The sequence below is a fragment of the Rhizobium sullae genome (assembly GCF_900169785.1).
Lineage (GTDB): Bacteria > Pseudomonadota > Alphaproteobacteria > Rhizobiales > Rhizobiaceae > Rhizobium > Rhizobium sullae.
In genome coordinates this window covers 39,255-65,686 of sequence record NZ_FWER01000008.1, presented here as the reverse complement: position 1 = coordinate 65,686, position 26,432 = coordinate 39,255, and the positions used below count along the sequence as shown (strand labels likewise).

The following is a 26,432-nucleotide window of genomic DNA, read 5'->3' as shown; positions in this document are numbered from 1 at the left end:
GTTCAAGGAGGATTTTCATGCTCACGAAAACAGATAATGCGACAACGATCATGCTCTGGAATGGCCGCGAGATTCCGCGGCTCGGCATGGGTTGCTGGGCGATCGGCGGGCCCTTTTTCGCAGGCGACGTGCCGCTCGGCTGGGGGGAGGTCGATGACGAAGAGTCGATCGAGGCCATTCACCGCGCCCTCGATCTCGGGATCTGCTTTTTCGACACGGCTTCGAATTATGGCGCCGGGCATTCGGAAGAGGTCGTCGGCCGTGCGATCGGCAACCGCGACGATATCGTCATCGCCACGAAATTCGGCTTTGCCACCGACGAGAAAACGAAGCAGGCAACGGGCGCCTTTGCCGATCCGGCTTTCATCCGCAAATCGGCGGAAACCTCGCTGCGCCGGCTGAAGCGCGAGCGGCTCGATCTCCTGCAATTCCACCTGAACGACTTTCCGCTGGAAGCTTCAGACGAAGTTTTCGGCGTGCTCGAGGCCTTGAGGGCCGAAGGCAAGATCGACGCCTTCGGCTGGAGCACGGATTTCCCGGATCGCGCCGCCCGCCACGCAGGCCACAATGGTTTTGTTTCCGTCCAGCATACGATGAATGTCTTCGAGCCAGTCCCGGCCATGATCGATGTGATCGAGAAGAACGGCCTGCTGTCGATCAACCGCGGCCCCTTGGCCATGGGGCTTCTCACCGGCAAGTTCACCGCAGACAAGGCAGTCGGCGCCAAGGATGTCCGCGGCGCAAGCCTCGACTGGATGGTCTATTTCAAGGATGGGCGCATCGCGCCGGAATTCGTCGCAAGCCTGGAGGCCGTTCGCGATCTGCTGACCACCGGCGGCCGCACGCTGACAAAAGGGGCTCTTGCCTGGCTATGGGCACGCTCGCCGCGCACGCTGCCCATTCCTGGCTTCCGCACCGTCGCCCAGGTTGAGGAAAACGCCGGCGCCTTGGAAAAGGGACCGCTGCCTGACGAGGTGATGACGAAGATCGATGCCGCGCTTGCGGGCCGTTAATCCGCCGCGCGCACCTTGAACGCCCAGCCTTCTGGCCGTTCCTCGACGACGGTCACAGCGTCGCCGATCGCGATGCTGCCGGTGCCGCGCGGCGTAACGTTCCAGCCGAAAATCGGGCCCGGCACGCGGCGGTCTGCCGACATGCGGATGCGGCCCATCGCGGGCATCGGGCTTGGAACCTCGCGCGAGCCGGTCATCTGGTCCTGCGTCGTCATGATGCAGCGCGCGCAGGGCTTCACGAGATCGAAGCGGATGCCTCCGATCTCGATTGCCGCCCAGCGGTCTTCCGGCCAGGCTTCGTCGGTGTCGATGACGATGTTCGGCCGGAAGCGCTCCATGCCGACGCTGCCTTCCGCATGCTTGGCGAGATTGGCGTTGAGCGCTTTCAGCGAACCGGTCGTTGTCACCAGGATCTGATAGCCGTCGGCGAACGTCACGGGCGTCCCATCACCCGCCCATTCGGCACTTGCGATGCGTCGCGCCTGGCCATCGAAGAAAATCAGCTTCACGTCACGTCCGAGCCATTCGGAAAGCCGCGCATTGCTTTCGTCGTCGGCAACTGCGGCATTTACCAAGGATTTCCAGACGACGACATCCATCCGGCGGTCCGGCTGCGGCACTGGCACGGCAATATCCGGCTTTCCGGCCATCAGCAGCCGGAAAGCGTTCGGCTCGGGTCGCACTTCGATCCGGGCAAGTGCGGGCAATTCGCGCTGCGTGATGAAATGACCGGCCGGATCCGTCACCATGGCGCGGCGGTCGCCGGGAAGGCCGAAGGCGTCGACCGCCGAGAAAGGAATGGCGATGCCGCGGGCGCTCTTGAGCGGATAGATAAAAAGATCGCTGACGCGCATTCTGTTCCCCTAAATCTCGTCCATGAACGCCGCGAGGAAATCCCGAAGACGTTTGTCGCGTTCGGCTGCAAGGGCGCGTCCTGCCGCCGTCTGAAATCCGTCGGCAAGTTTGAACAGCTTTGTCTGGAAATGGTCAATGGCGTAGCGCCGGTCGTCGAGCGGGCGGTGTTCGGCAGCCGGGTCGAACGGATCATAAAGGCCGGAAGCCATGCGCCCGCCGATATAAAAACAGCGCGCCGCGCCCACCATGCCGATTGCGTCGAGGCGGTCGGAATCCTGCAATATCCGCGCTTCGAGGGTTTCCGGCGTGATGTTGGCGGAAAAGCTGTGTGTGGTGATCGCATGTGCAACGGCCGCAATTTCCTCTGCCGTCCAGCCCAGTTCCTTCAGGATGCCGGACGCCTTTTGTGCCGCGAGCGCCGAAGCTTTGGAGCGCAGCGGCGAACTTTTTTCGACCGCGACGCAGTCATGGAGCAGCACTGCGGCGGACAGGATTCGACCGTTTCCGCCCTCTGTCGCGTGTATGCGCATCGCATTGCGGAAGACGCGCAGGATATGGGCAAGATCATGAGACCCATCATCGCCCTCCGTGGCATAGGGAATGAGTTCGGCCGCAAGGCTTTCGAAGGGAGAGAAGGCCTTGGCCTCGAACATGCGTGTCACCGGAATTTCGCAAAAACTGGGCTACCGCATAAAGCTTCCGGACACGAGTCGCAATGAAGCACTCAGCTCGCCTTCGCCATGGATCCGGAGCGTGATGCCGAAAGCAGGCGAGCGACATCAGGTGCCGGCGCCGGCGGGCTGATATAGTAGCCCTGAATTTCGTCGCATTCCTCGCTTTCGAGCAGGCTCTTCTGCTCGGCCGTCTCGACGCCCTCGACCGTGACGCGCATGCCGAGCGCATCTCCGAGCAGGATGATCGCGTGCATGATCGCGTAGGCTTCCTTGTTTTCGGCTATACCGCTGACGAAGGACTTGTCGATCTTGATTTTGTCGAAGGGAAAGCTGCTGAGGTAGCTCAGCGACGAATAGCCGGTGCCGAAATCGTCCATGGAAATCCTGGTGCCGCGCTCTTTCAGGGCATGGAGGATCGGCAGCGTATCGCCGAGGTTTTCCATCAGCACGCTTTCGGTAATCTCCAGTTCCAGCCGCGCCGGCGATATCGCCGCCTCCGCGACTGCCTCATCGACATCGGCCAGCAGATCGCTGCTGGTGAACTGGATCGCCGAGACGTTGACGGCGATCTTGATGTCTTCCGGCCAGCACGCTGCTTCGCTGCACGCTTTTTTCAGGACCCAGCGCCCGATATCGACGACAAGGCCGACCTCTTCGGCGAGCGGAATGAACTCCATCGGCGCCACGCGTCCGCGCGTCGGATGGTTCCAGCGCACGAGCGCTTCGAAGCCGCAGATGCGCTGTTGGCGCAGATCGTAGAGCGGCTGGTAGTGCAACTCGAATTCGTCGTTCTGCAGCGCTAGGCGAAGGTCGGCTTCGAGCGCGTGACGGGCCTGGATGCGGGAGGCCATCTCGCTCGTGAAGAAGCGCTCGCGTTTGCGCCCGTCCGCCTTGGCCTGCGAGAGCGCGACGCCGGCGTTGCGGAGCAGCACGTCCGTCTCGGCGCCGTCCTCGGGAGCGACTGCGATTCCCATCGAGACGCTGAGTTCGATCTGCTTGTCGCCGCGAAAGAAGGGCTCGGAAAGTTCGCGGCGGATCTGGTCGGCAAGCGCGGTAACATTCCACGGCTGCTGCCTTCCGCGTTGAAGGATCGCGAATTCGTCGGAGCCGAGGCGGGCCAGCATGTTCTCGCTGCCAGCCGATGCGCGGATGCGTTCGGCAACTTGGCGGAGGATGGTGTCGCCGGTCGAAACGCCCATCGTATTGTTGATGGATTTAAATCGGTCGAGGTTGAGGTGTACGAGCGCGATCTGCTCGTCCGGCGCACGCTCGGAAAGGGCAGCATCGACCTGCTCGCGAAAACGGATGCGGTTCGGCAGCCCGGTCAGCGGATCGTGATGGGCAAGATGTGCGATCCGCTCGGCTGCCTTTCGTTCTTCGGTGATATCGGAATGGATCGCGATATTGCTGCCGTCCGGCAAGACGGTCACAACACTCAAGATAACGCGGCCGTCGTCCATCAGCCATTCGCGCCGGCGGATTTTCCCTTGGCCGGGCGGCGCGGTACGCTCATCTTTGGAGCGGAACGCGGATCGGGCCACCTTCCTCTCCTTTCCGTGGATATTGGTGCTGAGAGCCTGCACAGGAACGCCGGGGACTGCCTGATCGTCGGAGAAACCGAAGATCTGACGGAATCGACCGTTGCAAAGGGTCAGGCGTTGTGCCGAATCGAAGACGCTGAGACCCAGCGGCAGGTTGTCGAGCACGAGTGCGAAAAGGGCCCGCCCGCGGCCATGGCTTCGATAGGTCTCGATGACAAGCGCCATCAGGCGCTGCGCATCGACAGAACCGTCTTCATTTACGGCTTGGGTGCATTGCTGCCAAAAGAGCGTTTCAGCATCCATGAGGGTAATATCCTGCATGCAGACCGCTGCAACTCATCGCAGGCCCCATCACCTCAAGTCTGGGCAGGAAGCGCTGCGCTTTGCACCGCGCATGCAAAGGCCTTTCTGAAAATCTTTGAAATAATCGATTTAAACAATGCCGGAAATGACCGGTCCTGCTGCGGCAACCCGTTGCAATCATTATTTGTTAGCCGAATTAACAATCGGTTGCCTGCAAAACATATAGGAAATCGCATATGTCATGCCATGCCATGCGCACGCGTTGGATGCAAGGCAGCAAATCTCGTATAAAGGCTTTGTCAATCTTGGTTACTGAGAAGTTAACAGCTTATTGACCCGACTCGCAAATCAGTTTATCCACCGAGTCAGTTTTGATTGTTTCCTATCGTATTGCGTACAGACATCACCGGCAAAAGGCGGTGTACGGAGGTTTGTATGACTCAAGTTTCATCTGTTTCAGAAACATCCTATGCCTATTTGGCAACCCTTTCGCGGCTGGACGCGAATGGCGACGGCGTGTTGAGCCGCGGGGAGCGTGCAGCTGATGAAAAGCCCGGCATTCTCAAGCAGTTCGGCGAAGACGACGCGGAACGCCAGTCGCGCTCCAAGGCTGGCGACAATGCTCTTGCACTCATGATCGGTCTAGGCGACCGCGACGCCGGGAGCGTTGCTTCGAATTCTCAGGATACGGCAGGTCAGGCCGATGATCATGCCTTCGAACTCTACCGCAATACATACGGCCAGTACGACCTCGATATTGCGTCCTGATCCTGACCTGCGGCAATTGAAGCCGACCCGCGTGGCCGGCTTTTTGTTTGCCTGATCTGCGGCAGGAACACCTTCCTCCATGAGGCGTTGGGAACAATAAGCTCCCAAAAATGGAAGGAATCGCGATGGCAAGGATAGTCACGATTGCGGTATTCGCAGTTGCCGCATCAGCGTCGATGGCATTTGCGCAGGATAAGCAGACAGCGGTTGCAAATTTTGTCGGCGAAGACGGCAAGGAGAACGGCCGTGCGATGCTGACGGCTGCGGCAAATGGCGGCGTGTTGATCGAACTCGAAGTCTCTGGACTTCCGGCAAACAGGTGGGTGGGTTTTCACGTCCACGAAGTCGGCAAATGCGACGCGGCCACCCATCATGAATCGGCTGGCAAGCATTTCAATCCGACGCAGGCCGAGCACGGCATGCTGACCGCCAAGGGTCCGCACGCCGGTGACATGCCGAACCAGCATGTCGGCCAGGATGGCGTCCTGCGCGCGCAGGTCTTTGACGGCATGGTGTCGCTCGATGATAAGAAGGATGGCATTCGCGGCCGCGCGCTGATGATCCATGCGAATTCGGACGATTATCGCAGCCAGCCGGCGGGCGATGCGGGCGCAAGGCTCGCTTGCGGTGTTGTCGAATGACAGTGAGGGCGGCTGAGACCGCCTTTTTCAACTGTAGTAGAAACGCTCGGCGTACCAGTCCGTCGAAGCCATAGGCTTTTCCTGCGCAACCCAGCGGGCGATATCGCTCTCCTCCAGCAAATCGGCCGTTATCTGGTCCTCGAGGCCGACGAAGATCAGATTGGTATTTTCCCGAAGACGCGGATTCTCCGCACGGCCCATCCGGCTGTCGTTGGCACTGTGAAGCAGGTCCATCCGCACATAAAAGAACTCCGGCTGGTAGCTCATCTCGCTTGCCTCATTGAAGGCATGCGCAACATCGATGACAGACTTCGCCGGACCGCCATACGCCGTAATCGCCTCGTTAAGCCCGAAAGTTGCTCCGTAGAGACCGGCGGAGCGGGCGGGAATGATGGTGATTTCGCCGTTCGTCAGATCGATCTGCTGGCCGGAAAAGCCGGCCGTTTGGCCGTCGGACGCGCCGCGGAAGAAATAGGAAAAGCGGCCGCGCGTCAGATAGATCGCCTGCCAGCGGAAACGGGCATAGTCCTCCGACCGCCCGGTAAGACCCTTCAGGGTTTCCAGGCACTGCAGAAACGTATCGCGGTAGTTCGGCAGCGGCATCGGTCAGTCTCCTTGGGAAGTTAACCGATGGCGAGTCAAAACGTTCCGTGCGCCAGTGGCCTACCGGCTTTTCCGTTCTCGCATTTTTGGCTCGTCTGCTGTCATTTCGGCATCGGCGGCGGCCGGTCCGGGCTGCGCTTCAGCGCCGGATGGAGGAATGAGATGCCCGGCCTCATCGATCGCAAGCTTGGCGCGCTTGATCATGTCGCGGCTCACGCCCCACCAGTCTCCGGTCTTGGCCCAATAGCGCAGGGTGAGACCAATCGTGGCGCCGCTCATGCTGTCGATGAAGACGGCCGGTACTGGCGTTTTCAGCACGCGCGGATCGGCTTTGGCAAAGCCGAGCAATCGCTCCATGGCCACATCGGCATCGTCTTCGTAGGCAAGGCTTATCTTCAACTCGTTCTGGCGCGTCGGTTCCCGGCTGTAATTGGTGATCGGCGTGTTCCAGAGGATCGAATTGGGCGCGAGGCGATAGAGCCCGTCACCCGTCTTGAACTCCGTGGCGAAGAGACCGATCTCGCGCACCGTGCCCGAGACGCTGCTCGTCTCGATATACTCGCCAACCCGGAAGGGGCGCAGGATGAGCAGCATGATGCCCGCCGCGATATTCTGCAGCGTGCCCTGCAGCGCAAGTCCGATCGCCAGGCCCGCAGCACCAAGAGCGGCGATGATCGACGCAGTCTGAACGCCGAACTGGGCAAGAACCGTGACAAAAACGAGGATCAGCAATGCATAGCGCAACACATTTGTGAAGAAACGCACCAACGTTTCGTCGATGCCGCGCACCCGCGACATGCCTTCATAGGCCCAACGGCTCACGAAACGCGCCATGAGCCAGCCGCCGATCAGAAGGATGATCGCCCCGAGGATCGAGAATGAGTATTGCACGGCCAGCGCGCTTGCTTCGTTGAGTGCCGTTCGGGTTGCCGCGATGACGTCGGTTGCCTGCTCCATGCCAAGGCTAGATGGGGCAGGCGGCAGAAGCGTCAACCGGCGAATTCCGCGGCGAACGGCAGCACGAAAGGCGCATTGCCGTCGGTATCCGCGCCACGTCCGATGGCCCGGACGGCCTCCACCAGACGGCCCTTTCTCTGAAGAAGCACATCGCCGATCTCGACGATGCGCGCATTGGGCGTCGCATAGGGCGAGGCGCTGCGCAGGCACCTTGCCAGCGCAATCTCGTCCTGGTCCGGCGCAAGCGAAAGCGCCGCGATCAGGGCGGCTGCGGGGGAGCGCGAAACCCCCATCCAGCAATGGATGAGCAAAGGCGAGCGTTGATCCCAGGCGGCGGCGAAGTCGATCAGCTGGCGCACATGCGCCTCCTCGGGCGCAACCAAGTTTCCCGTTCCCTTGAAGGCGATGTCGTTCATGTGCAACAGCAGATGACGGTCGGCAGCAATCACGCCCGGACGGTGAAAGGCCTGTTCCTTCGCCATCAGGCTGATCATCTCCCGCGCCCCGTAGCGCACCGCCATTTCGGCGATCCGCGAAAGCGGTGAAACGACGATCCTTGTCATGGTTTCGCGCGCCTACGCATCGTTTCGATCGCTTCGAAGCGTTCACAGAACAGCCGCTGCGCCTCCAGCGCCGGAAGCGGCTCGATCAACAGCATGTCCTTGCTGACGCCACGCGGCTGGCCGAAGAATTTCTGCGCTTCGACCGGCGTGAAACCGGCAAGGCAGGTCGCCTCGAAATAGGCGGCGATCGTATCGGCCTTCTTGATCTTGTCCTTGAGTTCCCGCGAAGGATGCGGCGGCAGGCCAAAGCGCAGGTGAACCGCCGCCTCGAGCCGCCTCTCCACGACCTTGTAGCCGCCGCCCACCACCGCCTTGAAAGGCGAGATCATATCGCCGATCACATATTCCGGGGCATCGTGCAGCAGGGCCATCATGCAGTCGTCCGGCGTCGCATCGTTGAACCGCCGGAAGATGTCCTCGACGACGAGGCAGTGCTGGGCGACGGAAAAGGCGTGGTTCCCGGAGGTCTGGCCGTTCCAGCGCGCGACACGTGCCAGACCATGGGCGATATCACTGAGTTCGACATCAAGCGGCGAGGGATCCAGCAGATCGAGGCGCCGGCCGGAAAGCATGCGTTGCCATGCACGCGGCTCCTTGCTCACGCGCTCGCCTCGTCGGTGCTGGCAGGGAAGGTGAGGCCGGACCAGGGCGGCAGCGTCAGCGAAACTGTCGTCTCTCCCGCCAAGAGCGGAGTGCCATTTGCGATCGCTTCGCCAACGCGATCGATGCGGACGATCGCAAGTCCATTTCTGCCGGCGACCGTGCCCAAAGTGCCGACCGGCTTTCCGGTCGCGGTGATTTCGGTCCCTGTTGCCGGAAGATCAGCATCCGCGCTGACCGATACGACACGCCGCCGCGCGGTGCCGCGATGCTGCATGCGGGAAACCACTTCCTGACCGACATAGCATCCCTTCCTGAAGGAAAGCCCGCCGTTCAGATCCAGCAGCACGTCATGCGGAAACGCGTCCTGCAGGGCGAAATCCGCACCGGAAATCGCAACGCCGTGCGCAGCGCGCAACGCATCGTAAAGTGCGGCATCCGCCGCGCCGTGATTGCCGCCGCGGCGCAGAAGCACCACCCCGGCCTTCGCAAAGCGGCTGTCGGCCACGCCTTCGGCGGTGTCTTCGTCCCAAGAAACGGTAACGCCAGGCTCTTCGACTACCTCAAGTGTCACAGCGGCACGCAGCTTGTACATGGTAAGCCGCTTCACGAGCGCTTCCCGCTGCCCCGCGTCCGTCTCGATGACGAAATCGGTGCCGTCGCGCCAGATCATGAAGTCGAACAGGATCTTTCCCTGCGGCGTCAGCAGTGCACCCGGCCGCGCTTCGCTCGCGGAAAGCGAGATGATGTCGGTCGTAATGAGATTGTGCAGGAAGGATTCGGCGTCGGCGCCGCAGACGCGGATAAGCGCGCGATCGTTCAGAAAGACGGCTGGCATGGCGAAACCTGTGCGTTCGTTATCGCTCAGAAGTAGGTCTTCCGTGCACCTGCTGCAAGCGGGATTGAAAGGTTGAAGTCAGTCGCCGGCGGTGAAGAACTTCCATTTGCCAGCAGGCGTGATGCCGAGACGATAGAAGTTGTAGCCTCCGAATTCCTGCATGTCGGAAAGATCGCCCGCGGTAACGATGCGCAGCAGTTCCACCCGCTCCGGCGGCGTCAGCGTCTTGAGGTCCTTCTCGGCGAAATAAGGCCAAACATACATCTCGTCCGGCGTGCCTGCGCCGACATGCACGAGGCCGGTCGAGATCACGTCGAGCATGATAGCAAGGATCTCGTCGCCGTCTGGATCGCCCGAAAGGTCTTTCAGCGTGCCGATCGGGTCGTCTGTCGGCTCGCCCACTGTCACCTGCGTCTGCTCGGCACCAGTGCCGAAGAGCGGTCGCAGGCGTTCCAGATCGCCGGACGCGGCGGCTTCCACGATCTGCTCGCGCATGCGGCGCACGGGTTCCGGCACCTTGCTGATGTCGTAGATCACGTCGACCGGCTTCGAATCGTCGATGGCGCCGGGTGTCGTGTCCGCGCTTTGGCTGCTGTCCTTGTTGACGAGGGGATCCGGCATCGGCACGCCGGGGGACGTGGAAGGCGGTGTCTGGGACTGCTCGGGGTTTTCCTGATCGGCCGCCTGCGGATCGGCTTGGCCCGGAATCTTCTGCAGTTCAGAAAGAGCATTTGCCGAAGGAGCCGCCAGAATGCCGGCGCTGAAACAAACAGCGAGGAGGAGCGGCGCGATCGAAGGCCGCGATACGGTGTCCTTACCGGTACGCATGGGACTCTCTATTATTGCAGGGTGCGGTTCGGAGAAAATTCGCCACCCAACATACGTTCACGCAACGAATCAAGCAGTGCCTCTGCGCCCTTTTCGCCATGACGGCGGATCGTTTCGCGCAACGCTTGAACGATTGCCGTATCGGCAATGATCTCTGGCTCGATACCATCAGCCATACCGTCGGCCCAGGCTTCGTTGTGGTACTCCAGAGCCGCCTGCATCTTTTCGTGGACGATCATATCGTCGATGTCATTGAGGCTTGGTTCCATCATTTCTTCCTCAAATTGCATGCCTTACTGCCTGGTTAACAAGTCTATCAGCCTTTTCCCAAAACGACACGCGCGCGAGTGAAAACAGGTTAATTAAACGCTAATTTCCAAAGCGCGAGGTAATTTCTGTGGCGAGTGTTGCACCTTCGTTACGGTAGCGCTCTTCTGCCACGATGGCCGATGGAGTGCAATCGGTGTAGACCGAAGCAAAAGCGCGGTAGCCGTGGTTGAACGCCGCCGTCAGCTTTTCCTTCCGCTGCGGTTCGTCTTTCGTCTCCGAATCCAGCAGCCTTTGCATGTCGCTTCGCCATTCACTGCCGCCCGGCGCCTTGCAGAGCGTGCGCAGGTAATGAACCGACCCGATCACTTCCGCCAGCCGCAAAAGCTTGTCGTCATAAGGCACGATGGCGGGCGCTGCAGGTATGGTTTCGGGCTCGACCGGCGGTGCCTTGTCCTGCGCCCATGCCACAGCCGCCATAGCCGAACCGGCGCAGACAACGAGAGACAAGAAAACGCGTCGAACGGGAATCATGCTGATAGTTGATACCCTCGCCATGACCGGAACAAGGCGGGCTGATGACTATCCACGCCGTTATTGTCGCACGGAGAGCCGTTCGGCGCATTCAAGCACCGACTGGGGCACCGGCAAGCGGCGGATTTCCTCGACGGTGTACCACCCGAGAGCGGCCGCGTCGTCCGAAGCTTCGGCGATCGCTTTCCCGTCAGCCTCTACGGTGAAAACCGAAAGGAGAAAATGGCTGCTGACGCTGCCGTCGGCGGCATGGGCCTTCAGGTCGTAGGCCGCAAAGAGCTGCGGATTATAGGCGCGGATGCCGGTCTCCTCCTCGAATTCGCGCAGCGCGGTCTGGTCCGGTGTCTCGCTATTTTCCGCCCGGCCGCCGGGAAAGGCATACATATCAGCAGACGGCGGGTTGCGGCGGAGTACGAGAAGGAAGCGGCCGTCGCGCTCAAGGATCGCCGAAGACGCTGCTCTTGGATTTGAAGTCATGACCTGCCGTCTCTACACTCAGCCGGGATTTCCGTATTCTCGTTTTGAATATTCAATCGCCGATTCGAAGGGAAGCGTGCCTGACCTACATCATCTACGCTTTTGCGGCCCTTTTTGAAATCGCCGGTTGCTTCGCCTTCTGGGCATGGCTCCGGATAGGCAAGCCGGTCTGGTGGCTCGCGCCGGGCATGGTTTCGCTTGCGCTTTTCGCCTGGCTTCTGACGCTGGTGCCGAGCGAGGCGGCCGGCCGCACCTTCGCAGCCTATGGCGGCATTTATATCGTCGCATCACTTTTATGGCTGTGGCTTGTGGAAAATCGCGTTCCGGACCGCTGGGATATCGGCGGCGCGGCCGTCTGCCTTGCAGGGGCGGCGATCATCCTCTTCGGGCCGCGGCCTTGACCGCTGCAAAACAGGGTGCAAAGACAACGTCATGTGCGGACGCTATGCCTTGACGCTGACCCCCGAGGAGTTGAAGGAGATACTTGGGCTTCTCGAGCTTGAGGACTTTCCCGCTCGCTACAATATTGCGCCGACACAGCCGATCCTCGTCGTCGTTTCCGGCGAAACGCAGGTGAGGGGCAGCAATCTTCCGGATCGTCGCGCCGTGCTGGTGCGTTGGGGCTTCACGCCATCCTGGGTGAAGGATCCCAAGGAATTTCCGCTGCTCATCAATGCGCGGGCCGAAACCGCGACCGGCAAGGCATCCTTCCGTGCCGCCATGCGCCATCGCCGCGTGCTCGTCCCGGCCTCCGGCTTTTACGAGTGGCACCGTCCCTCGAAGGAAAGCGGCGAGAAACCGCAGGCCTATTGGATCAGGCCTCGCCGCGGCGGCGTGGTCGCTCTCGCCGGCCTGATGGAAACCTGGTCGTCCGTTGACGGCTCGGAAGTCGATACGGGCGCGATCCTGACCACAGCCGCCAACGCGTCCATTGCATCGATCCACGACCGCATGCCGGTCGTCATCAAGCCGGAGGATTTCGCTCGCTGGCTCGACTGCAAAACGCAGGAGCCGCGGGATGTCGCTGGCTTGATGCGGCCCGCAGAAGAGGACTTCTTCGAAGCGATCCCCGTCTCTGACAAAGTCAATAAGGTCATCAATATGGGGGCCGATCTGCAAACGCCCGTCGTTGTCGAGAAGCCGGCGAAACCGCCCGGCAAGAAACCTGGCGGCGACCAACTCAGCTTCTTCTGAAACCTCACATCATTCAGCATTTTCCGGATAACAAATGTTCTCGATCTCGGCTGCCCTTTCGGGTTTCTTCCTCGGCGCATCCCTCATCATTGCGATCGGTGCACAGAATGCTTTCGTGCTACGCCAGGGGCTGCTGCGCTCGCATGTCTTCGTCATCTGCCTGATCTGCGCTCTGTCGGATGCGCTGCTGATCGCAGCCGGCGTCGCCGGCCTCGGAACCCTGATCTCGCATTCGCCGGCGCTGATTTCCGTCGTGACGCTCGGCGGCGCGATCTTTCTCGGTGTCTATGCCGTCATGGCCTTCCGCCGCTCGCTGCATCCCGGCGTCATGAAGGCGGGAGCACCAGACGGACTGAGCCTGAAGGCCGCCGTTGCCACCTGCCTGGCCTTCACATTCCTCAATCCGCATGTCTATCTGGATACGGTCGTCCTGCTCGGCAGCCTTTCGGCCGCCTACCAGGGGTCGGATCGAATCGCCTACGGGGCAGGGGCTGCCGTCGGGTCATTCCTCTGGTTTTTCGGGCTGGGATATGGCGCGCGTCTGCTGCAGCCGGTCTTCGCAAAACCCGCCGCGTGGCGGGTCCTCGATGTCATCATCGGTATCGTCATGAGCCTGCTGGCAATCAGCCTACTCGTTCGCTTCTTCCGTCCGGCTTAGGAGACTTTCTTGACGATGGGCGGCTTGCTCTTCAGCATCAGCGCGGCGGCCAGTACGGCCTTGAGGCCGACCGGGCGGTAATGTGTACTCAGATCCGGTTTTGCCGCTTGTTCCGCCTGATCCGTCTTATTCGAACTCACGATACTCTCCTTACGTTTCCCTAGACTTTTTATTATTTTGCTCTTTTGTCGCCAAAGACGACAAAATAGAGGCATGGCTTGTCAGGAATTGTGTACGCCAATCACATCGCGCGAGGCGAAGCCCCGCGCTCGGTGCGGCGTATCGGAGGAGCATGAAATCAGATGTGGCGGCCGATATCGTCGTCGCCGTCGCCCGGCTCTTCGATCGTGAGCGTGCCGTACTTCAGCCGCCACTTGCGTGCCCCAAAGGGCAGCGACAGCAGGTAGACGATGACGGTGAACACCATGACTTCCCACGTGAAGCTCATCAGCAGGGCGACATAAAGCACGACACCGAGCATCAGCGGCAGCACGAGATCGCGCCGCAGGCGGCTGCCTTCCGACTTGCCGGACCAGACGGGCAGGCGGCTGATGAGCAGGAAAGCGATCAGGACCGTATAGGCCGAAGAGATATAGGCGAAGGTGCGGTCCTCGGTGAGGCCGAGGAATCCGAGATAGACGGGCAGGAGCACCAGCATGGCCCCGGCAGGCGCGGGCACGCCGACGAAATACTCGGATTGCCAGGGCGCGCGGCTTTCCCGTTCCGCCATGACGTTGAAACGGGCAAGGCGGAGGCCGGCGGCGATCGCATAGATCAGCGCGGCGATCCAGCCGATGGAGCGCGCGCTGTCGAGCGCAAAGACATAGACGACAAGCGCCGGCGCGACCCCGAAATTGACGATGTCGGCGAGAGAATCCATCTGTGCGCCGAACTTGGAGGTTGCTTTCATCAGGCGGGCGATGCGCCCGTCGATGCCGTCGAGAAAGGCGGCCAGCAGCACCATCATCACCGCCAGCTCGTAGCGGCCTTCGAAAGCGAGGCGGATGCCGGTCAGCCCCGCGCAGATCGCCAGGATCGTGATGAGATTGGGAACGACGAGCCGCAGCGGAATTTCGCGGAGCCGCGGACCGCGCGCCGAATCGTTGGGGCCGTTCGGTTCAAAGGGCGGAAAAGGCGTCTCCATAGCGCGCTCCATTCGTTCTAGCTGCGGCGGCTGATGACCGGCCCTTTGGGGGAGCCGAATTCAGCAAGCACCGTTTCGCCGGCAATTGCCGTCTGGCCGAGCGATACACGCGCCGCCGCGCCGGCAGGAAGGAATACGTCGAGTCTGGAGCCGAAGCGGATAAGGCCGAAACGCTCGCCGGCATCCAGCGGCTCGTTGTTATTGGCCCAGCACAGAATACGGCGGGCGACGAGGCCAGCGATCTGCACGACGCCGACCTGGCCGTGGACGGTCTCGATCACCAGGCCATTGCGCTCGTTGTCCTCGCTCGCCTTGTCGAGCTCGGCATTCACGAAGCTGCCCGACCGGTAGTTGATGCTGACGACGCGGCCGCGCACCGGCGAGCGGTTCACATGGCAGTTGAAGACGTTCATGAAGACGGAGATGCGCAGCATCGGCTCGCTGCCGAGATCGAGCTCGGCGGGTGGGGTGACCATCTGGATCGAGGAAACCTTGCCGTCGGCCGGCGAGATCACCAGATCGTCATCCTGCGGCGTCATGCGCTCGGGATCGCGGAAGAAGTAAGCGCACCAGAGCGTCAGGACGAGACCGACCCAGAAGAGTGGCTCGAATATCCAGCCAAGGATCAGCGAGGCTACGAAGAACGCGGCGACGAATACATAGCCTTCCTTGTGCACCGGAACGATGGTGTTTCGAACGGTATTGAGCAAGCTCATCGACGCTGGTCTCCTCGCGCTTTTTCGTTCCCGCTGGTTATAGAAAAAGTCCTGCGGGAGCAATGCCGTGCCGCTTCCGCTCGACCTTATGGCATGGTTCTAAACAGCAAAACGGCAAAGCGGTCGTTTGGTTCGAACGCTCAGCTTGCCGGCGCGAGACGGGCAACGATGCCCAGGTCGTCGCTTTCGCGTACCTGTTTCAGATGTTCCTCCGCCTGCGTCGCTTCGCGCTGGCGGTTCCACATCGAGGCGTAGAGGCCGTCCTTCTCGAGCAGCGCCGCATGCGTACCGCGCTCGGTGATCTCGCCGCTCTTTAGCACGATGATCTCGTCGGCGCCGATGACGGTCGACAGGCGGTGAGCGATGACGAGTGTCGTGCGGTTTTTCGAAACGACGTCGAGGGCCGTCTGGATCTCCCGCTCCGTCGTAGTGTCGAGCGCCGAAGTCGCCTCGTCGAGGATCAGGATCGGCGGCGCCTTCAGAATCGTTCGGGCGATGGCGACGCGCTGTTTCTCGCCGCCCGAAAGTTTCAATCCGCGTTCGCCGACCTTGGTTTCGAAGCCTTCCGGCAGCAGTTCGATGAAATGCGCGATCTGGGCAATTTCCGCAGCCGCCTTCACCTCAGCATCGCTGGCCGACGGGCGGCCGTAGCGGATATTGTAGGCGACGGTATCGTTGAAGAGCACGGTATCCTGCGGCACCATGCCGATCGCCGAGCGAAGGCTTTTCTGCGTGACATGGCGGATATCCTGGCCGTCGACGGTGACCGCCCCACTCTGGATGTCATAGAAACGGTAGAGCAGGCGCGAAAGCGTCGATTTGCCGGCGCCCGAGGGGCCGACAACCGCGACCGTCTTGCCGGCCGGAACCTCGAAGGATATCCCCTTGAGGATCGGCCGCGCCGGATCGTAGGCGAAATGCACGTCCTTGAAGCTGATCGCGCCCTGGCCGATCTTGAGCGGTGCAGCGTTGGGCGCATCGGTTACTTCGGGCGTCACGTCGAGCAGGTCGAACATCTGTTCGATATCGGTAAGGCCCTGGCGGATTTCACGGTAGACGAAGCCGATGAAGTTGAGCGGCACGGAAAGCTGCAACAGCATGGAATTAACGAAAACGAAGTCGCCGATGGTCTGCTCGCCGCGCTGGACGGCAAAGGCTGAAAGCAAGAGCATGACCGTCGTTCCGATGCCGAAGATGACGCCTTGGCCGAAGTTCAGCCAGCCGAGCGAGGTCCAGACATCGGTCGCCGCCTTCTCGTAGCTTTCCATCGACCTGTCGAAGCGTCTGGCCTCCATCTCCTCGTTGCCGAAATATTTGACGGTCTCGAAGTTGAGGAGGGAATCGATCGCCTTGGTGTTGGCGTCGGTATCGCTGTCGTTCATCGCCCGGCGGATGGCGATGCGCCAGTCGGACGCGCGGATCGTGAACCAGATATAGGCCCAGACGGTGAAGGCCGTCACCGCGAGATAGGAGAAGCCGTAGCCCCACCAGAAGATCACGGCCGTCAGCAGGAATTCGATGACGGTCGGAACCGAGTTCAGGATCGTGAAGCGAACGATCGTCTCGATGCCCTTGGTGCCGCGCTCGATGATGCGCGACAGCCCGCCGGTCTTGCGCTCCAGATGAAAGCGCAGCGAGAGTTCGTGGATATGCACGAACGTCCGGTAGGCGAGTTGGCGCACCGCATATTGCCCGACGCTGGCAAAGAGCGCGTCGCGCAGCTGATTGAGGCCAAGCTGGATCAGACGGGTGAGGTTATAGGCGATCACCAGTACCGTCGCGCCGACGAGGAGCGGCGGCAGCGTACCGGCGAGATCCACGCGGCCATTCAGGGCGTCGGTCGACCATTTGAAGAAATAGGGAACAAGCAGGAGCACGAACTTGGAGACGAGCAAGTAGACCGTCGCCCAGACGACGCGCATCTTCAGGTCCGTCCGGCCGGAAGGCCACATGTAGGGCCAAAGATTGAAGAGCGTCCGCAGCAGGTTGGATTCCGAAACCGTCTTGCCGTTTGCCATGCCCATCTCCAGCCCGGTCGGGCCCGGCCGCGAATGCGGCGTTTCGATACGGCAAAAGTGCAAAAGGCGGAGATGCCCGATTGAGCCTCCGCAGACAGGATCGCCGTCTCCGCCAGATAGGGTGCGCGGCGTGCGAATGCAACATGTGAAAAGCCGGGGCGGACAGAGGCCGGGCGCGATATCGGCCCGGCCTTTCCATCATTTGCTTCGGCTTAGAGATGCTCGCCGGAAAGGCGCTTGCGATGAAGCTCTTCGGCGTTCGGCAGCGCTTCCTTCGGCAGGCCGAAGATCTGGCCGGGCAGAATGCGGTCCGGATTGTTGATCTGGGTTTCATTCGCGATGTAGATCGTCGTGTAACGCACGCCGAGGCCATAGACGCGGCGCGAAATCTGCCACAGCGTATCGCCGCGGCGGATGATGACGGCGGTGTTGTCCGCCGTCAGCGGCGCCTGCTCGATCGTCTTTGGCTGGCTTGGGTCGGCGGCTGCTTCGTTTGAAGCCGGTGCGCCGGCTGCCTTTGGCGTTGGCATGGCCGTAAGACTGTCGATCGTCGTCCCTAGCTTGCCGAGAGCATCGCCTACGGACTTTGCATCCTTCGGCAGCGCCTGGAGCATGGCGAGCGCGCTGGATGCCGACTGGGAGGCCGTGCCCGCCGTCTGTTTGAGGGCAGGCGTTGCTTCTGCTGCCGGACGGAAGTCGGCGATCGAGCGGAGCGCGAATTCAGTTGCCGAACGCGCTGCTGCAAGCTGCTCGGCGCCGGGGAGCTTGCCGTCGGCAAAAAGGCCCTTCAGCAGTCCAAACGCCTTGCCCGCATCGGCCCTCAGCTTGCCGAGTTCGCCTTCATCGAGCGGAACCATCGCGGCACCGGCGCCGTTTGCGGGCGGTTTTCCGGGCTGTGCCGCAACGGTGACCTGGTCGCCTGCCGGGCGGGTGAAGTTGACGGAAGCGCGAATGACCACCTTGCCGCTGCCGTCGACGACATCCACGCGAATCTTGTGGTCGCCGACCGAAAGTTCCATGACGCCGTCGATGACGAAATGGCCGTCGCCACCTGCTGTTGCCTTGCCGATCAGGGCGTCGTCCGCATAGGCGATCACGTTGGCGTTCGGCTTGGCGGTGCCGGCGACGAAGATCTTCTTGCCTTCGATTTCAACCGCATTGACCATCACCTCGGCGGGCGCCGAAGGTGCGCCTGCCTGTGGCGCGGACGGAACTGCGGGTGCGGTATTGGCGATCTCAGGCGAGCCGGCCGGCAGGCCGGGCTGAGCGGAAGCCTGGTCGCCGCCTGCTGCAGGCTGAGCAGCCGGCGTGCCGGCCGTCGGCGCCGTGATGATGCGGCTCGCCGCGCCCGGCTTGGAAACCATGGCAAGAAGTTCGGCTCCGCTGCCATCCTTCGGAACGGAGACGGTTGCGACTTCTTCCGAGGTCTGGCTCTTGCCGTCCTGGCCGGTCGCCTTGAGCACGAGCTGATGGTCGCCGGGCGGCAGCGGGTTGTCGAGGACGGCTGCAAAATCGCCGGTCGGGCCGACATTCGTCGTGGTGACAACCTTGTCGCCATCCATCACTTCGAGCTTGCTGTTCGGCGTGGCCGAACCGGCGATGACGGTGGATCCGTCCGGCTCTACGCGCAGGACGTCGAAAGCGGGAAGCTTCGATCCGGCATTCGCATCAGTTGCCGGTGCCGCGGGCTGGCTTGCACCGGACAGTTCGGCTTCAGCCTTGGAGATGGCGGCAAGCGCGTCGGCGATGTTTTCTGGCAGGGCCTGGACGATTGCCAGCGCCTTTGCCGCGCCGTCCTTGGCTTTTGAGGCGGTGGCCGCAGTTGCCGGATCGGTCCCTTCGGGGATCGCGAAGTCAGCGAGCGCCCTCAGCGAGCCTGCCGCCTTTGTCTTGGCGGCATCGAATGCTTCGGCCGTCGGACCCTTGCCGTCCGCAAAGAGCGCCTTAAGTTGCGTGAGAGACTGACCTGCGTCGGCGGAAAGACGGCCGAGCTTCTCAGTCGTAGCCGCCGCGTCGGCAGCCGTGTTACGCGCGGTCTTGCCGGCTTCTTCAACCGTGTTCTTGACCTCGGAGCCTGCTTGATTGATGGCATCGCCAACTTTTGCCGCGTCTTCGCCGATCCGGGGCATGACCACGAAGACCATCAGAAGGATTGCAACTGCAAGCACTGCGAAAGCCAGCAAGCCGGCACGATTTCTCATCATTTACTCTCCCCAGCCGGCAAATGTGCCGTAGTACTAAAAATTGCTAGCGATTCCCATTGCTTTTCACAAGCATTCAAAGCAATGACGCAGGCTCGACGCGCAGCTTTTCTGTCATTTTTCTTGACTGCGCAGGCATGGAATAGTTGTTTTCCCATATGAGCGATCAATCTCATTCAATTCAGTCCATCTGTGTCTACTGCGGGTCGAGGCCCGGGCGGGATACAGCATACATGGCCGCCGGGCGCGCGCTCGGCAAAGAAATCGCCGAATACGGCCTGCGGCTCGTCTATGGCGGCGGCACCAAAGGCATCATGGGTGCTGTTGCGAGCGGCGTGCTTTCCAATGGGGGGCAGGTGACCGGCATCATCCCCGAATTCCTGATCGACATGGAGGCGACGCGCCATTCCCTCGGCCAGCTCAACGAGCTCATTGTAACGCCGGACATGCATGCGCGCAAACACCTGATGTTCGAGCGCTCCGACGCCTTCGTGGCGCTGCCGGGCGGGATCGGCACGCTGGAGGAAATCGTCGAGATCATGACCTGGGCGCAGCTTGCCCGTCACGAGAAGCCGATGGTCTTCGCCAACATCAAGGGCTTCTGGGACCCGATGATGGAACTGATGAAGCACATGACTGACGAGGGCTTCGTGCACACGGCGCACCGCGTGCAGCCGCTCGTGATCGACGACATCTCCGGCATCATTCCCGCCATTATGGCGCAGGCAGCCGAACTCGCTGCCGACCGTGAGGGCGAGGATGCTGTGATTTCGAAGATGTGAAGCGAGGCGCTCAGCGCCCGCGCGTCGCGTTCAGCATCGACCAAGTGTAAAGCACGAGGCCTGCCCAGATGAGCGGGAAGGCGATCATGCGCGCTGTATCAAGTGGTTCGTGGAAGACGAAGATCGCGATCAGGAAGATCATCGTCGGCGCGATGTACTGCATGATGCCGATCGTCGAGAGCTTCAGAAGCTTTGCGCCGTTGGCGTAGATCATCAGCGGCGCGGCGGTGACGATACCGCAGCCGAAAAGCAGGGCCGTATCACTAAAGCTTGTTTGAACGAAGTGGCCCTGTCCGCTGAAGAACTCCAGATAGACGATGTAGAGGATGGCTGGAACGCTGAGGATCAGCACTTCGAGCAGGAAGCCCTGGTTGGGGCCAAGCGGCAGTGTCTTGCGGAAGAAGGCATAGAAAGCCCAGCTGAAGGCGAGCGTCAGCGCCACCCACGGAAGCCCGCCGCCGTCGACGGCGAGAACGACAACAGCAACTGCCGCCAGCCCGATGGCGACGATCTGGACTGGGCGCAGTTTCTCCTTGAGCAGCACCGCGCCCATGAAGATGCTGATCAGCGGATTGATGAAATAGCCCATCGCGGCATCGAGCGAATGCCCGGCGCCGATCGCCCAGACATAGGTGCCCCAGTTGACGGTGATGAGCGCCGCCGTCAGCGCCGCCATGGCAAGCATGCGCGGCGAGCGCAGCGCGTCACGGATGTCCTGCGTGCGGCCGAGCGCGAGCAGCACGAGCCCGGCAATCGGAACGGACCAGAGAACGCGATGCGCGATCACCTCCGCCGGCGAAATATGCGCCAGCGCCTTCATGTAGATCGGCAGGAATCCCCACAGAAGATAGGCCGCCAGCGCAAACGCGAAACCGCGCGTGCTATCTTCGTTCTTGACGGCAGCAGGGCTCGCTTCGGCAGACATCGGGTGTTTCCATCTTTGTTCTTCTTCTGATCTCGATTAGCGTAAGTGCCGTGAATAGACCAATTCATTTCGGTGAATGGATCGTCAGCGGATTTGAAGCGGAGGAGTTGCATGGCTTTCGAGGATGAGCCGCCATACCGGCAGATTTATGCCCGCCAGATACTGGCGAAGGCAGGTGTTGCGAAGAACGACAGGCTGCTTGCGGCCTTTGCCGAAGTACCGCGTGAGAAATTCGTCGGCCCGCCGCCCTGGGTCTATAACGACTTCCGTAATTATCGGGAAATGGCTTCCACCGATCCGCTCGTGCTTTATCAGGACTTGTTGATAGGCCTCGACACCCAGCGCGGGGTCAACAACGGTATGCCCTCCCTTCACGCGTCTGCTCTGAATACGCTTGGAATCCGGGAGGGCGAGACGGTTGCCCATCTGGGCGTCGGGACCGGTTATTACACCGCGATCATTGCCGGACTCGTCGGCTCCGCTGGCAAGATCGTCGCGATCGAATACGACAAGGCGCTGGCCGAAAAGGCGCGAGAAAACCTTTCCGGTTATCCCAATGTTGAAGTGGTGCAGGGCGATGCGGCCGAATGGCCGAAGGAGGACGCCGACGTCATCTACGTCAATTTCGCGCTCGATCACCCGCCGGCCGCCTGGATCGAAAACCTGGGCATCAGTGGGCGGCTGTTGTTTCCGCTCGGAATCCCGGCAGTCAAGAATGGCAGGTCGACCGGCTTCACCCGTTCGGCAGGCTTCCTGCTTATAGACCGGCGCGCCAGGGGTTTTGGCGCCCGCTTCATTCAGCCTGTCTCCTTCGTTTGGGCCGAGGGTCAGGAACCGCCACCGGGCGGCCGCCACGAGGGACTGGGGGAAGCCTTCCACAGCCGCCGGCTGTTTCAGGTTCGCAGTTTCCGCTGGCGGACCGCGCCCCATGGGGAGGAGTGCTATGGCGAGCAGGACTGGGGGCTTTCCTTCGAGGAGCCGTGATCCTCACTCCGCCGCGATCTTGCCCGCCAGCTGCCGGTTCTTCATCAGCTTGTAGATCACCGAATCCATGAGCGCCTGGAACGAGGCGTCGATGATGTTTTCCGAGACGCCGACCGTCCACCAGCGCACGCCGTCGCTATCGGTGGATTCGATGAGAACGCGGGTGACAGCTTCCGTGCCGCCGTTGAGGATACGCACCTTGAAGTCGGCGAGGACCAGATCGTCGATTTCGTGCTGGTATTTGCCGAAATCCTTCCGCAGTGCCAGGTCGAGCGCGTTGACCGGGCCGTCGCCTTCTGCCACCGACATGATCGTGTGGCCGTCGATGACCATCTTCACCACGGCTTCGGAAACGATCTTCACCCGCCCGTGCGAGTCGAAGCGGCGCTCGACCATCACGCGGAAGCCTTCGACCGAGAAGAATTCCGGGATCGTGCCGAGCGTGCGGCGCGCCAGCAGCTCGAAGCTCGCATCTGCGCCCTCATAGGCATAACCGGTGGCCTCGCGTTCCTTGACGATGGAGATCAGCCGGTCGAGCTTCGGATCGTCCTTGGTGACCTCGATCCCGCGGCGCTTCAGCGCATTGATGAAATTCGCCTTGCCGCCTTGGTCGGAGACCATGACCTTGCGGAAATTGCCGACGCTTTCCGGCGGCACATGTTCGTAGGTGCGCGGATCCTTGAGCAGCGCGGAGGCATGGATGCCCGCCTTCGTGGCGAAGGCCGAAGCGCCGACATAGGGCATCTGGTGGTCCGGCGAGCGGTTGAGAAGTTCATCGAAAGCATGCGAAAGCAGCGTAAGGTTGACCAGCCGTTCCGTATCGATGGCGCTTTCGAAGCGCGTGCTGTAGCTGTCCTTCAGGGCCAGCGTCGGGATCAGAGTCACCAGGTTGGCATTGCCACAACGCTCGCCGATGCCGTTAAGCGTTCCCTGGATCTGGCGCACGCCGGCCTCGATGGCGGCAAGCGAATTGGCCACCGCCTGGCCGGTATCGTTATGCGCATGGATGCCGAGACAGTGCCCGGGGACGCCCGCAGCGATCACCGCCTCGGCGATGGCGCGGATCTCGGGTGGCTGCGCGCCGCCATTGGTGTCGCAGAGCACGACCCAACGCGCTCCCGCTTCATAGGCCGTTTTTGCGCAGGCGAGCGCATAGGCGGGATTGGCCTTGTAACCGTCGAAGAAATGTTCGCAATCGACCATCGCTTCCTTGCCGGCGGCAACGGCTGCCTTCACGCTCTCAGCGATGCATTCGAGGTTTTCCTCATTGGTGCACCCGAGCGCGACTTTGACGTGGTAGTCCCAGCTCTTGGCAACGAAACAGATCGCATCGCTCTGTGCCTGCAAGAGAACGGCAAGCCCCGGATCGTTAGAGGCGGAAACGCCGGGCCGCTTTGTCATGCCGAAGGCGACGAACGCTGCTTGGCTGGTGCGCTTCTCTGCGAAGAAGGCGGTATCCGTCGGGTTCGCACCTGGATATCCGCCCTCGACATAATCGAGGCCGAACTCGTCCAGCATGGTCGCAATCGCAATCTTGTCCTCGACCGAAAAGTCGATCCCGGGCGTCTGCTGCCCGTCGCGGAGCGTCGTGTCGAAGAGGTAGATGCGTTCTTTCATAGCGTCCTCCCGGCAAGCGGGTCCTTTAGTCTCTGTTGGTGTGCGTGGCGCCTCATTCGCCCTTCGGGCCTTCTCCCCGAGGGGAAAAGGGGGCTGCGCCGGTCTCGTTTGGGTTGTCCCCTCTCTCTCGGGTAGAGGCTAGGGGCCTCGCGGCAATGCGTCAGACCTTCCCCGCAAACTTGTCCGTCGCCCGGATCAGCTGATCCAGGATGCCGGGTTCCGAAAACGCGTGGCCGGCGCCTTCGATCAGGTGGAACTCCGCCTTCGGCCAGGCCTTGTGCAGCGCCCAGGCGAAGCGTGCGGGGCAGGGCATGTCGTAGCGGCCGTGCACGATGACGCCCGGGATATCAATGAGTTTGTAAGTGTCGCGGATGAGCTGCCCTTCCTCCAGCCAGCCGGCATTGACGAAGAAGTGGTTCTCGATGCGGGCGAAGGCATAGGCGAATTCCGCCTCCTCGAACTTGCCGCTGGTCGACGGCTCGGGCAGGAGCGTGATCGTCTCGCCTTCCCAGATGCTCCAGGCATGTGCGGCTTCGAGCGCGATCGCCTTGTTATCGCTCGTCAGGCGGCGGTGATAGGCATGCATCATCTCGTGGCGCTCTTCCGGCGGGATCGGAGCGATGAAGCGCTCCCACTTGTCCGGGAACATCTGGGACACGCCGAACTGGTAATACCAGTCGAGCTCCGCCTTCGTCAGCGTATAGATGCCGCGCACGACGAGTTCGGAGACCCGTTCGGGATGCTTCTCGGCATAGGCGAGCGCCAGCGTCGAGCCCCAGGAGCCGCCGAAGACCTGCCATTTCTCGGCCCCCGCCATGTCGCGCAGCCGCTCGATATCGGCGACCAGATGCCACGTCGTGTTGGCATTCAAGTCGGCATGCGGCGTGGACTTGCCGCAGCCGCGCTGGTCGAACAGCGTCACGTCGTAGAGCGCCGGATCGAAGAGGCGGCGGTGAACTGGCGAAATGCCGCCGCCCGGACCGCCGTGCAGGAAGACGGCCGGCTTGGCGCCCGGCGTTCCGCTGCGCTCCCAGTAGATCACATGGCCGTCGCCGACATCGAGATGGCCCGATGCATAGGGTTCGATTTCAGGATAGAGCGTACGCAGCACTTCGGTCATATCTTCACGCCTTTCGCGGGCCAGGCCTTGGTATCATGGTCGGGATGCTGGAAGGAGATGATCTGCTCCTGCCGGGAATAGTAATCAGGATCCCGATGAACCGGTGCCTCGAAGATCGTTTCGACCCAGGGCAGGCGCGAGTCGTAGTTCACCTGTATCTGCGGCGCGAGATCGCTGCGGTCGTCGAAGGTGCCAATGGCGAGCTCCAGTCCGCCCGGATGCCGGTAGGTCATCGGCGTGCCGCAACTGCTGCAGAAGCCGCGGTCGATATTGACCGAGGATTGGAAGTAACTCGGCTCGCCGCGTGTCCACTCCACGCCCTCGTCCGGCGCGGTGACGAGCGCGGAAAAGAAGCCGCCGAATTGCTTCTGGCACATGCGGCAATGGCAGATCGACGGCCGCCCCAGCTTGCCTTTGATGCGGAAACGTACGGCGCCACACTGGCAACCGCCTGTTCGAATGATTTCGCTCATGTCTGTCCTCCGGACGGCCAGTGGCTCGTATCGTGATCGGGATGCTGATGGTTGCTCGCCGCGATCGCGCCTTCGCGCTCCGAACTTTCATCGTCGGGCTCCACCGGCAGCGTGTCCAGCGCGTGGAACCAACTCATCTTGCGGCCGGTATTCGATTGCATCACCGGTTTGACCGCATCGGGCTCGTCCAGCGATCCCAGCGTAATATTGACGGAATCGGCTTCGGGAATGTCGTAGAAGAGCGGCGTGCCGCAATCCCCGCAGAAGCCGCGGCGCACGAGATCGGAGGAGCGGAACCACTTCGGTTCGCCGCGCGTGATGGCGAAATCGACGCGCATGAAACTGCCAAGCGGCAGAAAATAGTTGCCGGCCGCCTTCTGGCACATGCGGCAATGGCAGACATGCGGATAGCCGGGCTCGCCGGAAGCGCGATAACGCACCGCGCCGCATTGGCATCCGCCGCTATGGCTTGCTCCCGCCGTCACTTGCGCTCCTCCGGCCATTCCGCCGTGTCGTGATCCGGATGCTGATAGGAGACGATCTCGTTGATGAATTCGGCCGCCTCGGTGTCGTCCTCAGTCCGGGTGCCGGGAAGCTCGTGCAGTTTGTCCGTGAACGGCAGCTTTCCTTCGATGCCGTATTGGGTTGTCGGGGGCAGCGCCGACGGATCGTCGAACGCGCCCGCGGCGATCGCCATCCCGTCCGGTGCCTCATAGGTCAGCGGCGTGCCGCAATCGCCGCAGAAGCCGCGCTCGGCGAAATTGGACGACCGGAATGTCTTCCGCTCGCCGCGCGTCCACTCAAAATCGGCTCCACGTACGGAAACCAGCGGCGCATAATAGCCGCCGAATGCCTTCTGGCACATGCGGCAATGGCAAATCGACGAATGCGTAAGCCCGCCTTCGAGCCGAAAGCGGATCGCCCCGCATTGGCAGCCGCCGGTGTAGACGGTCATTGCGGCCTCCTCCAGTTTGGCGTGGGCGAAAAGACACCTCCCAACCCTCCCCACAAGGGGGAGGGCCAACTAGTGGCGCCGACGTTATCCTCTGCGTCAACGTCGGTAGATATGGCAAGATTCGCGGTGAGGCTATTCCGCAGCGTCGCGGCATAGTAGCCCCTCCCCCTTGTAGGGAGGGGC

31 protein-coding genes are annotated in these 26,432 nt (G+C 61.6%); 8 read left to right on the top strand and 23 right to left on the bottom strand.

From position 1 onward, the window contains the following. The first annotated feature begins 17 nt into the window (after positions 1 to 17). Positions 18 to 1,013 carry an aldo/keto reductase gene (locus BN1800_RS09010; RefSeq protein ID WP_086996590.1) on the top strand — a complete coding sequence of 332 codons (996 nt, stop codon included), beginning with the start codon at positions 18 to 20 and terminating at the stop codon, positions 1,011 to 1,013. Here BN1800_RS09010 and BN1800_RS09005 read toward each other — a convergent pair. The 3 genes from BN1800_RS09005 to BN1800_RS08995 all read right to left on the bottom strand — a co-directional run bounded on the left by BN1800_RS09005 (position 1,010) and on the right by BN1800_RS08995 (position 4,386). Further along, positions 1,010 to 1,867 (bottom strand): MOSC domain-containing protein, encoded by an 858-nt coding sequence (locus BN1800_RS09005; RefSeq protein WP_027507426.1) that lies wholly within the window; start codon positions 1,865 to 1,867, stop codon positions 1,010 to 1,012. The genes BN1800_RS09010 and BN1800_RS09005 overlap by 4 nt on opposite strands. A 9-nt stretch (positions 1,868 to 1,876) precedes the next feature. Further along, positions 1,877 to 2,521, bottom strand: a complete 645-nt coding sequence (locus BN1800_RS09000; protein ID WP_027507425.1) for an HD domain-containing protein — start codon at positions 2,519 to 2,521, stop codon at positions 1,877 to 1,879. Positions 2,522 to 2,592: 71 nt separating this feature from the next. Continuing rightward, entirely contained in the window at positions 2,593 to 4,386 is a 1,794-nt protein-coding gene (locus BN1800_RS08995; RefSeq protein ID WP_086996587.1) for a putative bifunctional diguanylate cyclase/phosphodiesterase, read from the bottom strand. Between the two features lie 435 nt (positions 4,387 to 4,821). Here BN1800_RS08995 and BN1800_RS08990 point away from each other — a divergent pair, with 435 nt between their 5' ends. Together BN1800_RS08990 and BN1800_RS08985 are read left to right on the top strand one after the other, a co-directional pair. Then, complete coding sequence (locus tag BN1800_RS08990; RefSeq protein WP_086996584.1) at positions 4,822 to 5,154, top strand: hypothetical protein; 333 nt, start codon at positions 4,822 to 4,824, stop codon at positions 5,152 to 5,154. A 125-nt stretch (positions 5,155 to 5,279) separates the two neighbouring features. After that, positions 5,280 to 5,795 (top strand): superoxide dismutase family protein, encoded by a 516-nt coding sequence (locus BN1800_RS08985; protein ID WP_086996736.1) that lies wholly within the window; start codon positions 5,280 to 5,282, stop codon positions 5,793 to 5,795. Between the two features lie 27 nt (positions 5,796 to 5,822). On the opposite strand, the gene BN1800_RS08980 is transcribed toward BN1800_RS08985, so the two are convergent. From BN1800_RS08980 to BN1800_RS08940, 9 genes are all read right to left on the bottom strand, one after another. After that, complete coding sequence (locus BN1800_RS08980; RefSeq protein ID WP_086996582.1) at positions 5,823 to 6,398, bottom strand: hypothetical protein; 576 nt, start codon at positions 6,396 to 6,398, stop codon at positions 5,823 to 5,825. A 60-nt stretch (positions 6,399 to 6,458) separates the two neighbouring features. Beyond that, a complete protein-coding gene (locus tag BN1800_RS08975) occupies positions 6,459 to 7,355 on the bottom strand; it encodes a mechanosensitive ion channel family protein (RefSeq protein WP_086996733.1) in 897 nt (298 codons plus the stop codon). 32 nt (positions 7,356 to 7,387) lie between these two features. After that, entirely contained in the window at positions 7,388 to 7,918 is a 531-nt protein-coding gene (locus tag BN1800_RS08970; protein ID WP_086996580.1) for a tyrosine phosphatase family protein, read from the bottom strand. Then, a complete protein-coding gene (locus BN1800_RS08965) occupies positions 7,915 to 8,490 on the bottom strand; it encodes an HD domain-containing protein (protein WP_086996730.1) in 576 nt (191 codons plus the stop codon). The genes BN1800_RS08970 and BN1800_RS08965 overlap by 4 nt, the downstream gene beginning before the upstream one ends. Positions 8,491 to 8,516: 26 nt before the next feature. Beyond that, on the bottom strand, positions 8,517 to 9,356 hold the full coding sequence (ygfZ, locus tag BN1800_RS08960) for a CAF17-like 4Fe-4S cluster assembly/insertion protein YgfZ (RefSeq protein WP_086996577.1): 840 nt from the start codon (positions 9,354 to 9,356) through the stop codon (positions 8,517 to 8,519). A 78-nt stretch (positions 9,357 to 9,434) separates the two neighbouring features. Next, positions 9,435 to 10,184, bottom strand: a complete 750-nt coding sequence (locus BN1800_RS08955) for a hypothetical protein (RefSeq protein ID WP_086996574.1) — start codon at positions 10,182 to 10,184, stop codon at positions 9,435 to 9,437. Positions 10,185 to 10,195: 11 nt separating this feature from the next. Further along, complete coding sequence (locus BN1800_RS08950; protein WP_027507415.1) at positions 10,196 to 10,453, bottom strand: hypothetical protein; 258 nt, start codon at positions 10,451 to 10,453, stop codon at positions 10,196 to 10,198. 100 nt (positions 10,454 to 10,553) lie between these two features. Beyond that, positions 10,554 to 11,009 carry a TIGR02301 family protein gene (locus tag BN1800_RS08945; protein ID WP_027507414.1) on the bottom strand — a complete coding sequence of 152 codons (456 nt, stop codon included), beginning with the start codon at positions 11,007 to 11,009 and terminating at the stop codon, positions 10,554 to 10,556. A gap of 36 nt (positions 11,010 to 11,045) precedes the next feature. Further along, positions 11,046 to 11,462: an NUDIX hydrolase gene (locus tag BN1800_RS08940; RefSeq protein WP_027507413.1), complete on the bottom strand. Its 417-nt coding sequence runs from the start codon at positions 11,460 to 11,462 to the stop codon at positions 11,046 to 11,048. Positions 11,463 to 11,542: 80 nt separating this feature from the next. Between BN1800_RS08940 and BN1800_RS08935 the strand changes: the two genes are divergently transcribed. Genes BN1800_RS08935 through BN1800_RS08925 form a run of 3 tightly spaced genes read left to right on the top strand, consistent with a single transcriptional unit; the run spans position 11,543 to position 13,314 of the window. Further along, positions 11,543 to 11,863, top strand: a complete 321-nt coding sequence (locus tag BN1800_RS08935) for a YnfA family protein (RefSeq protein ID WP_027507412.1) — start codon at positions 11,543 to 11,545, stop codon at positions 11,861 to 11,863. A gap of 31 nt (positions 11,864 to 11,894) precedes the next feature. Then, positions 11,895 to 12,656, top strand: a complete 762-nt coding sequence (locus tag BN1800_RS08930) for an SOS response-associated peptidase (RefSeq protein WP_086996571.1) — start codon at positions 11,895 to 11,897, stop codon at positions 12,654 to 12,656. A 34-nt stretch (positions 12,657 to 12,690) separates the two neighbouring features. Further along, entirely contained in the window at positions 12,691 to 13,314 is a 624-nt protein-coding gene (locus BN1800_RS08925) for a LysE/ArgO family amino acid transporter (protein WP_086996568.1), read from the top strand. On the opposite strand, the gene BN1800_RS41335 is transcribed toward BN1800_RS08925, so the two are convergent. The 5 genes from BN1800_RS41335 to BN1800_RS08905 form a co-directional block, all read right to left on the bottom strand. Continuing rightward, complete coding sequence (locus BN1800_RS41335) at positions 13,311 to 13,454, bottom strand: hypothetical protein (RefSeq protein WP_165928296.1); 144 nt, start codon at positions 13,452 to 13,454, stop codon at positions 13,311 to 13,313. The genes BN1800_RS08925 and BN1800_RS41335 overlap by 4 nt on opposite strands. 158 nt (positions 13,455 to 13,612) lie before the next feature. After that, positions 13,613 to 14,458, bottom strand: a complete 846-nt coding sequence (pssA, locus tag BN1800_RS08920) for a CDP-diacylglycerol--serine O-phosphatidyltransferase (protein ID WP_027507409.1) — start codon at positions 14,456 to 14,458, stop codon at positions 13,613 to 13,615. A 17-nt stretch (positions 14,459 to 14,475) separates the two neighbouring features. Then, positions 14,476 to 15,237: a phosphatidylserine decarboxylase gene (locus BN1800_RS08915; protein WP_280173950.1), complete on the bottom strand. Its 762-nt coding sequence runs from the start codon at positions 15,235 to 15,237 to the stop codon at positions 14,476 to 14,478. Positions 15,238 to 15,314: 77 nt separating this feature from the next. Next, positions 15,315 to 17,192 (bottom strand): ABCB family ABC transporter ATP-binding protein/permease, encoded by a 1,878-nt coding sequence (locus BN1800_RS08910; RefSeq protein WP_086996565.1) that lies wholly within the window; start codon positions 17,190 to 17,192, stop codon positions 15,315 to 15,317. Positions 17,193 to 17,404: 212 nt separating this feature from the next. After that, positions 17,405 to 19,396, bottom strand: a complete 1,992-nt coding sequence (locus tag BN1800_RS08905; RefSeq protein ID WP_027507406.1) for a LysM peptidoglycan-binding domain-containing protein — start codon at positions 19,394 to 19,396, stop codon at positions 17,405 to 17,407. Positions 19,397 to 19,551: 155 nt separating this feature from the next. On the opposite strand from BN1800_RS08905, the gene BN1800_RS08900 reads away from it, so the two are divergent. Next, complete coding sequence (locus BN1800_RS08900; protein ID WP_027507405.1) at positions 19,552 to 20,175, top strand: LOG family protein; 624 nt, start codon at positions 19,552 to 19,554, stop codon at positions 20,173 to 20,175. A 10-nt stretch (positions 20,176 to 20,185) separates the two neighbouring features. Here the strand turns inward: BN1800_RS08900 and rarD are convergent, their stop codons facing one another. Then, positions 20,186 to 21,100, bottom strand: a complete 915-nt coding sequence (gene rarD, locus BN1800_RS08895) for an EamA family transporter RarD (protein WP_027507404.1) — start codon at positions 21,098 to 21,100, stop codon at positions 20,186 to 20,188. A gap of 111 nt (positions 21,101 to 21,211) precedes the next feature. Between rarD and BN1800_RS08890 the strand changes: the two genes are divergently transcribed. Further along, the gene (locus BN1800_RS08890) at positions 21,212 to 22,084 is read left to right on the top strand and encodes a protein-L-isoaspartate O-methyltransferase family protein (RefSeq protein WP_086996561.1); all 873 of its coding nucleotides are present in this window, start codon (positions 21,212 to 21,214) and stop codon (positions 22,082 to 22,084) included. Between the two features lie 3 nt (positions 22,085 to 22,087). Here the strand turns inward: BN1800_RS08890 and cimA are convergent, their stop codons facing one another. The 5 genes from cimA to BN1800_RS08865 form a co-directional block, all read right to left on the bottom strand. After that, complete coding sequence (gene cimA / locus BN1800_RS08885) at positions 22,088 to 23,701, bottom strand: citramalate synthase (protein ID WP_027507402.1); 1,614 nt, start codon at positions 23,699 to 23,701, stop codon at positions 22,088 to 22,090. Between the two features lie 160 nt (positions 23,702 to 23,861). Continuing rightward, on the bottom strand, positions 23,862 to 24,821 hold the full coding sequence (gene pip, locus BN1800_RS08880; protein WP_027507401.1) for a prolyl aminopeptidase: 960 nt from the start codon (positions 24,819 to 24,821) through the stop codon (positions 23,862 to 23,864). Continuing rightward, positions 24,818 to 25,294 carry a GFA family protein gene (locus BN1800_RS08875; RefSeq protein ID WP_027507400.1) on the bottom strand — a complete coding sequence of 159 codons (477 nt, stop codon included), beginning with the start codon at positions 25,292 to 25,294 and terminating at the stop codon, positions 24,818 to 24,820. Before BN1800_RS08875 ends, pip begins: the two co-directional genes overlap by 4 nt. Further along, complete coding sequence (locus BN1800_RS08870) at positions 25,291 to 25,797, bottom strand: GFA family protein (RefSeq protein ID WP_375714115.1); 507 nt, start codon at positions 25,795 to 25,797, stop codon at positions 25,291 to 25,293. Before BN1800_RS08870 ends, BN1800_RS08875 begins: the two co-directional genes overlap by 4 nt. After that, the gene (locus BN1800_RS08865) at positions 25,776 to 26,249 is read right to left on the bottom strand and encodes a GFA family protein (protein WP_027507398.1); all 474 of its coding nucleotides are present in this window, start codon (positions 26,247 to 26,249) and stop codon (positions 25,776 to 25,778) included. Before BN1800_RS08865 ends, BN1800_RS08870 begins: the two co-directional genes overlap by 22 nt. Positions 26,250 to 26,432: the final 183 nt, after the last annotated feature.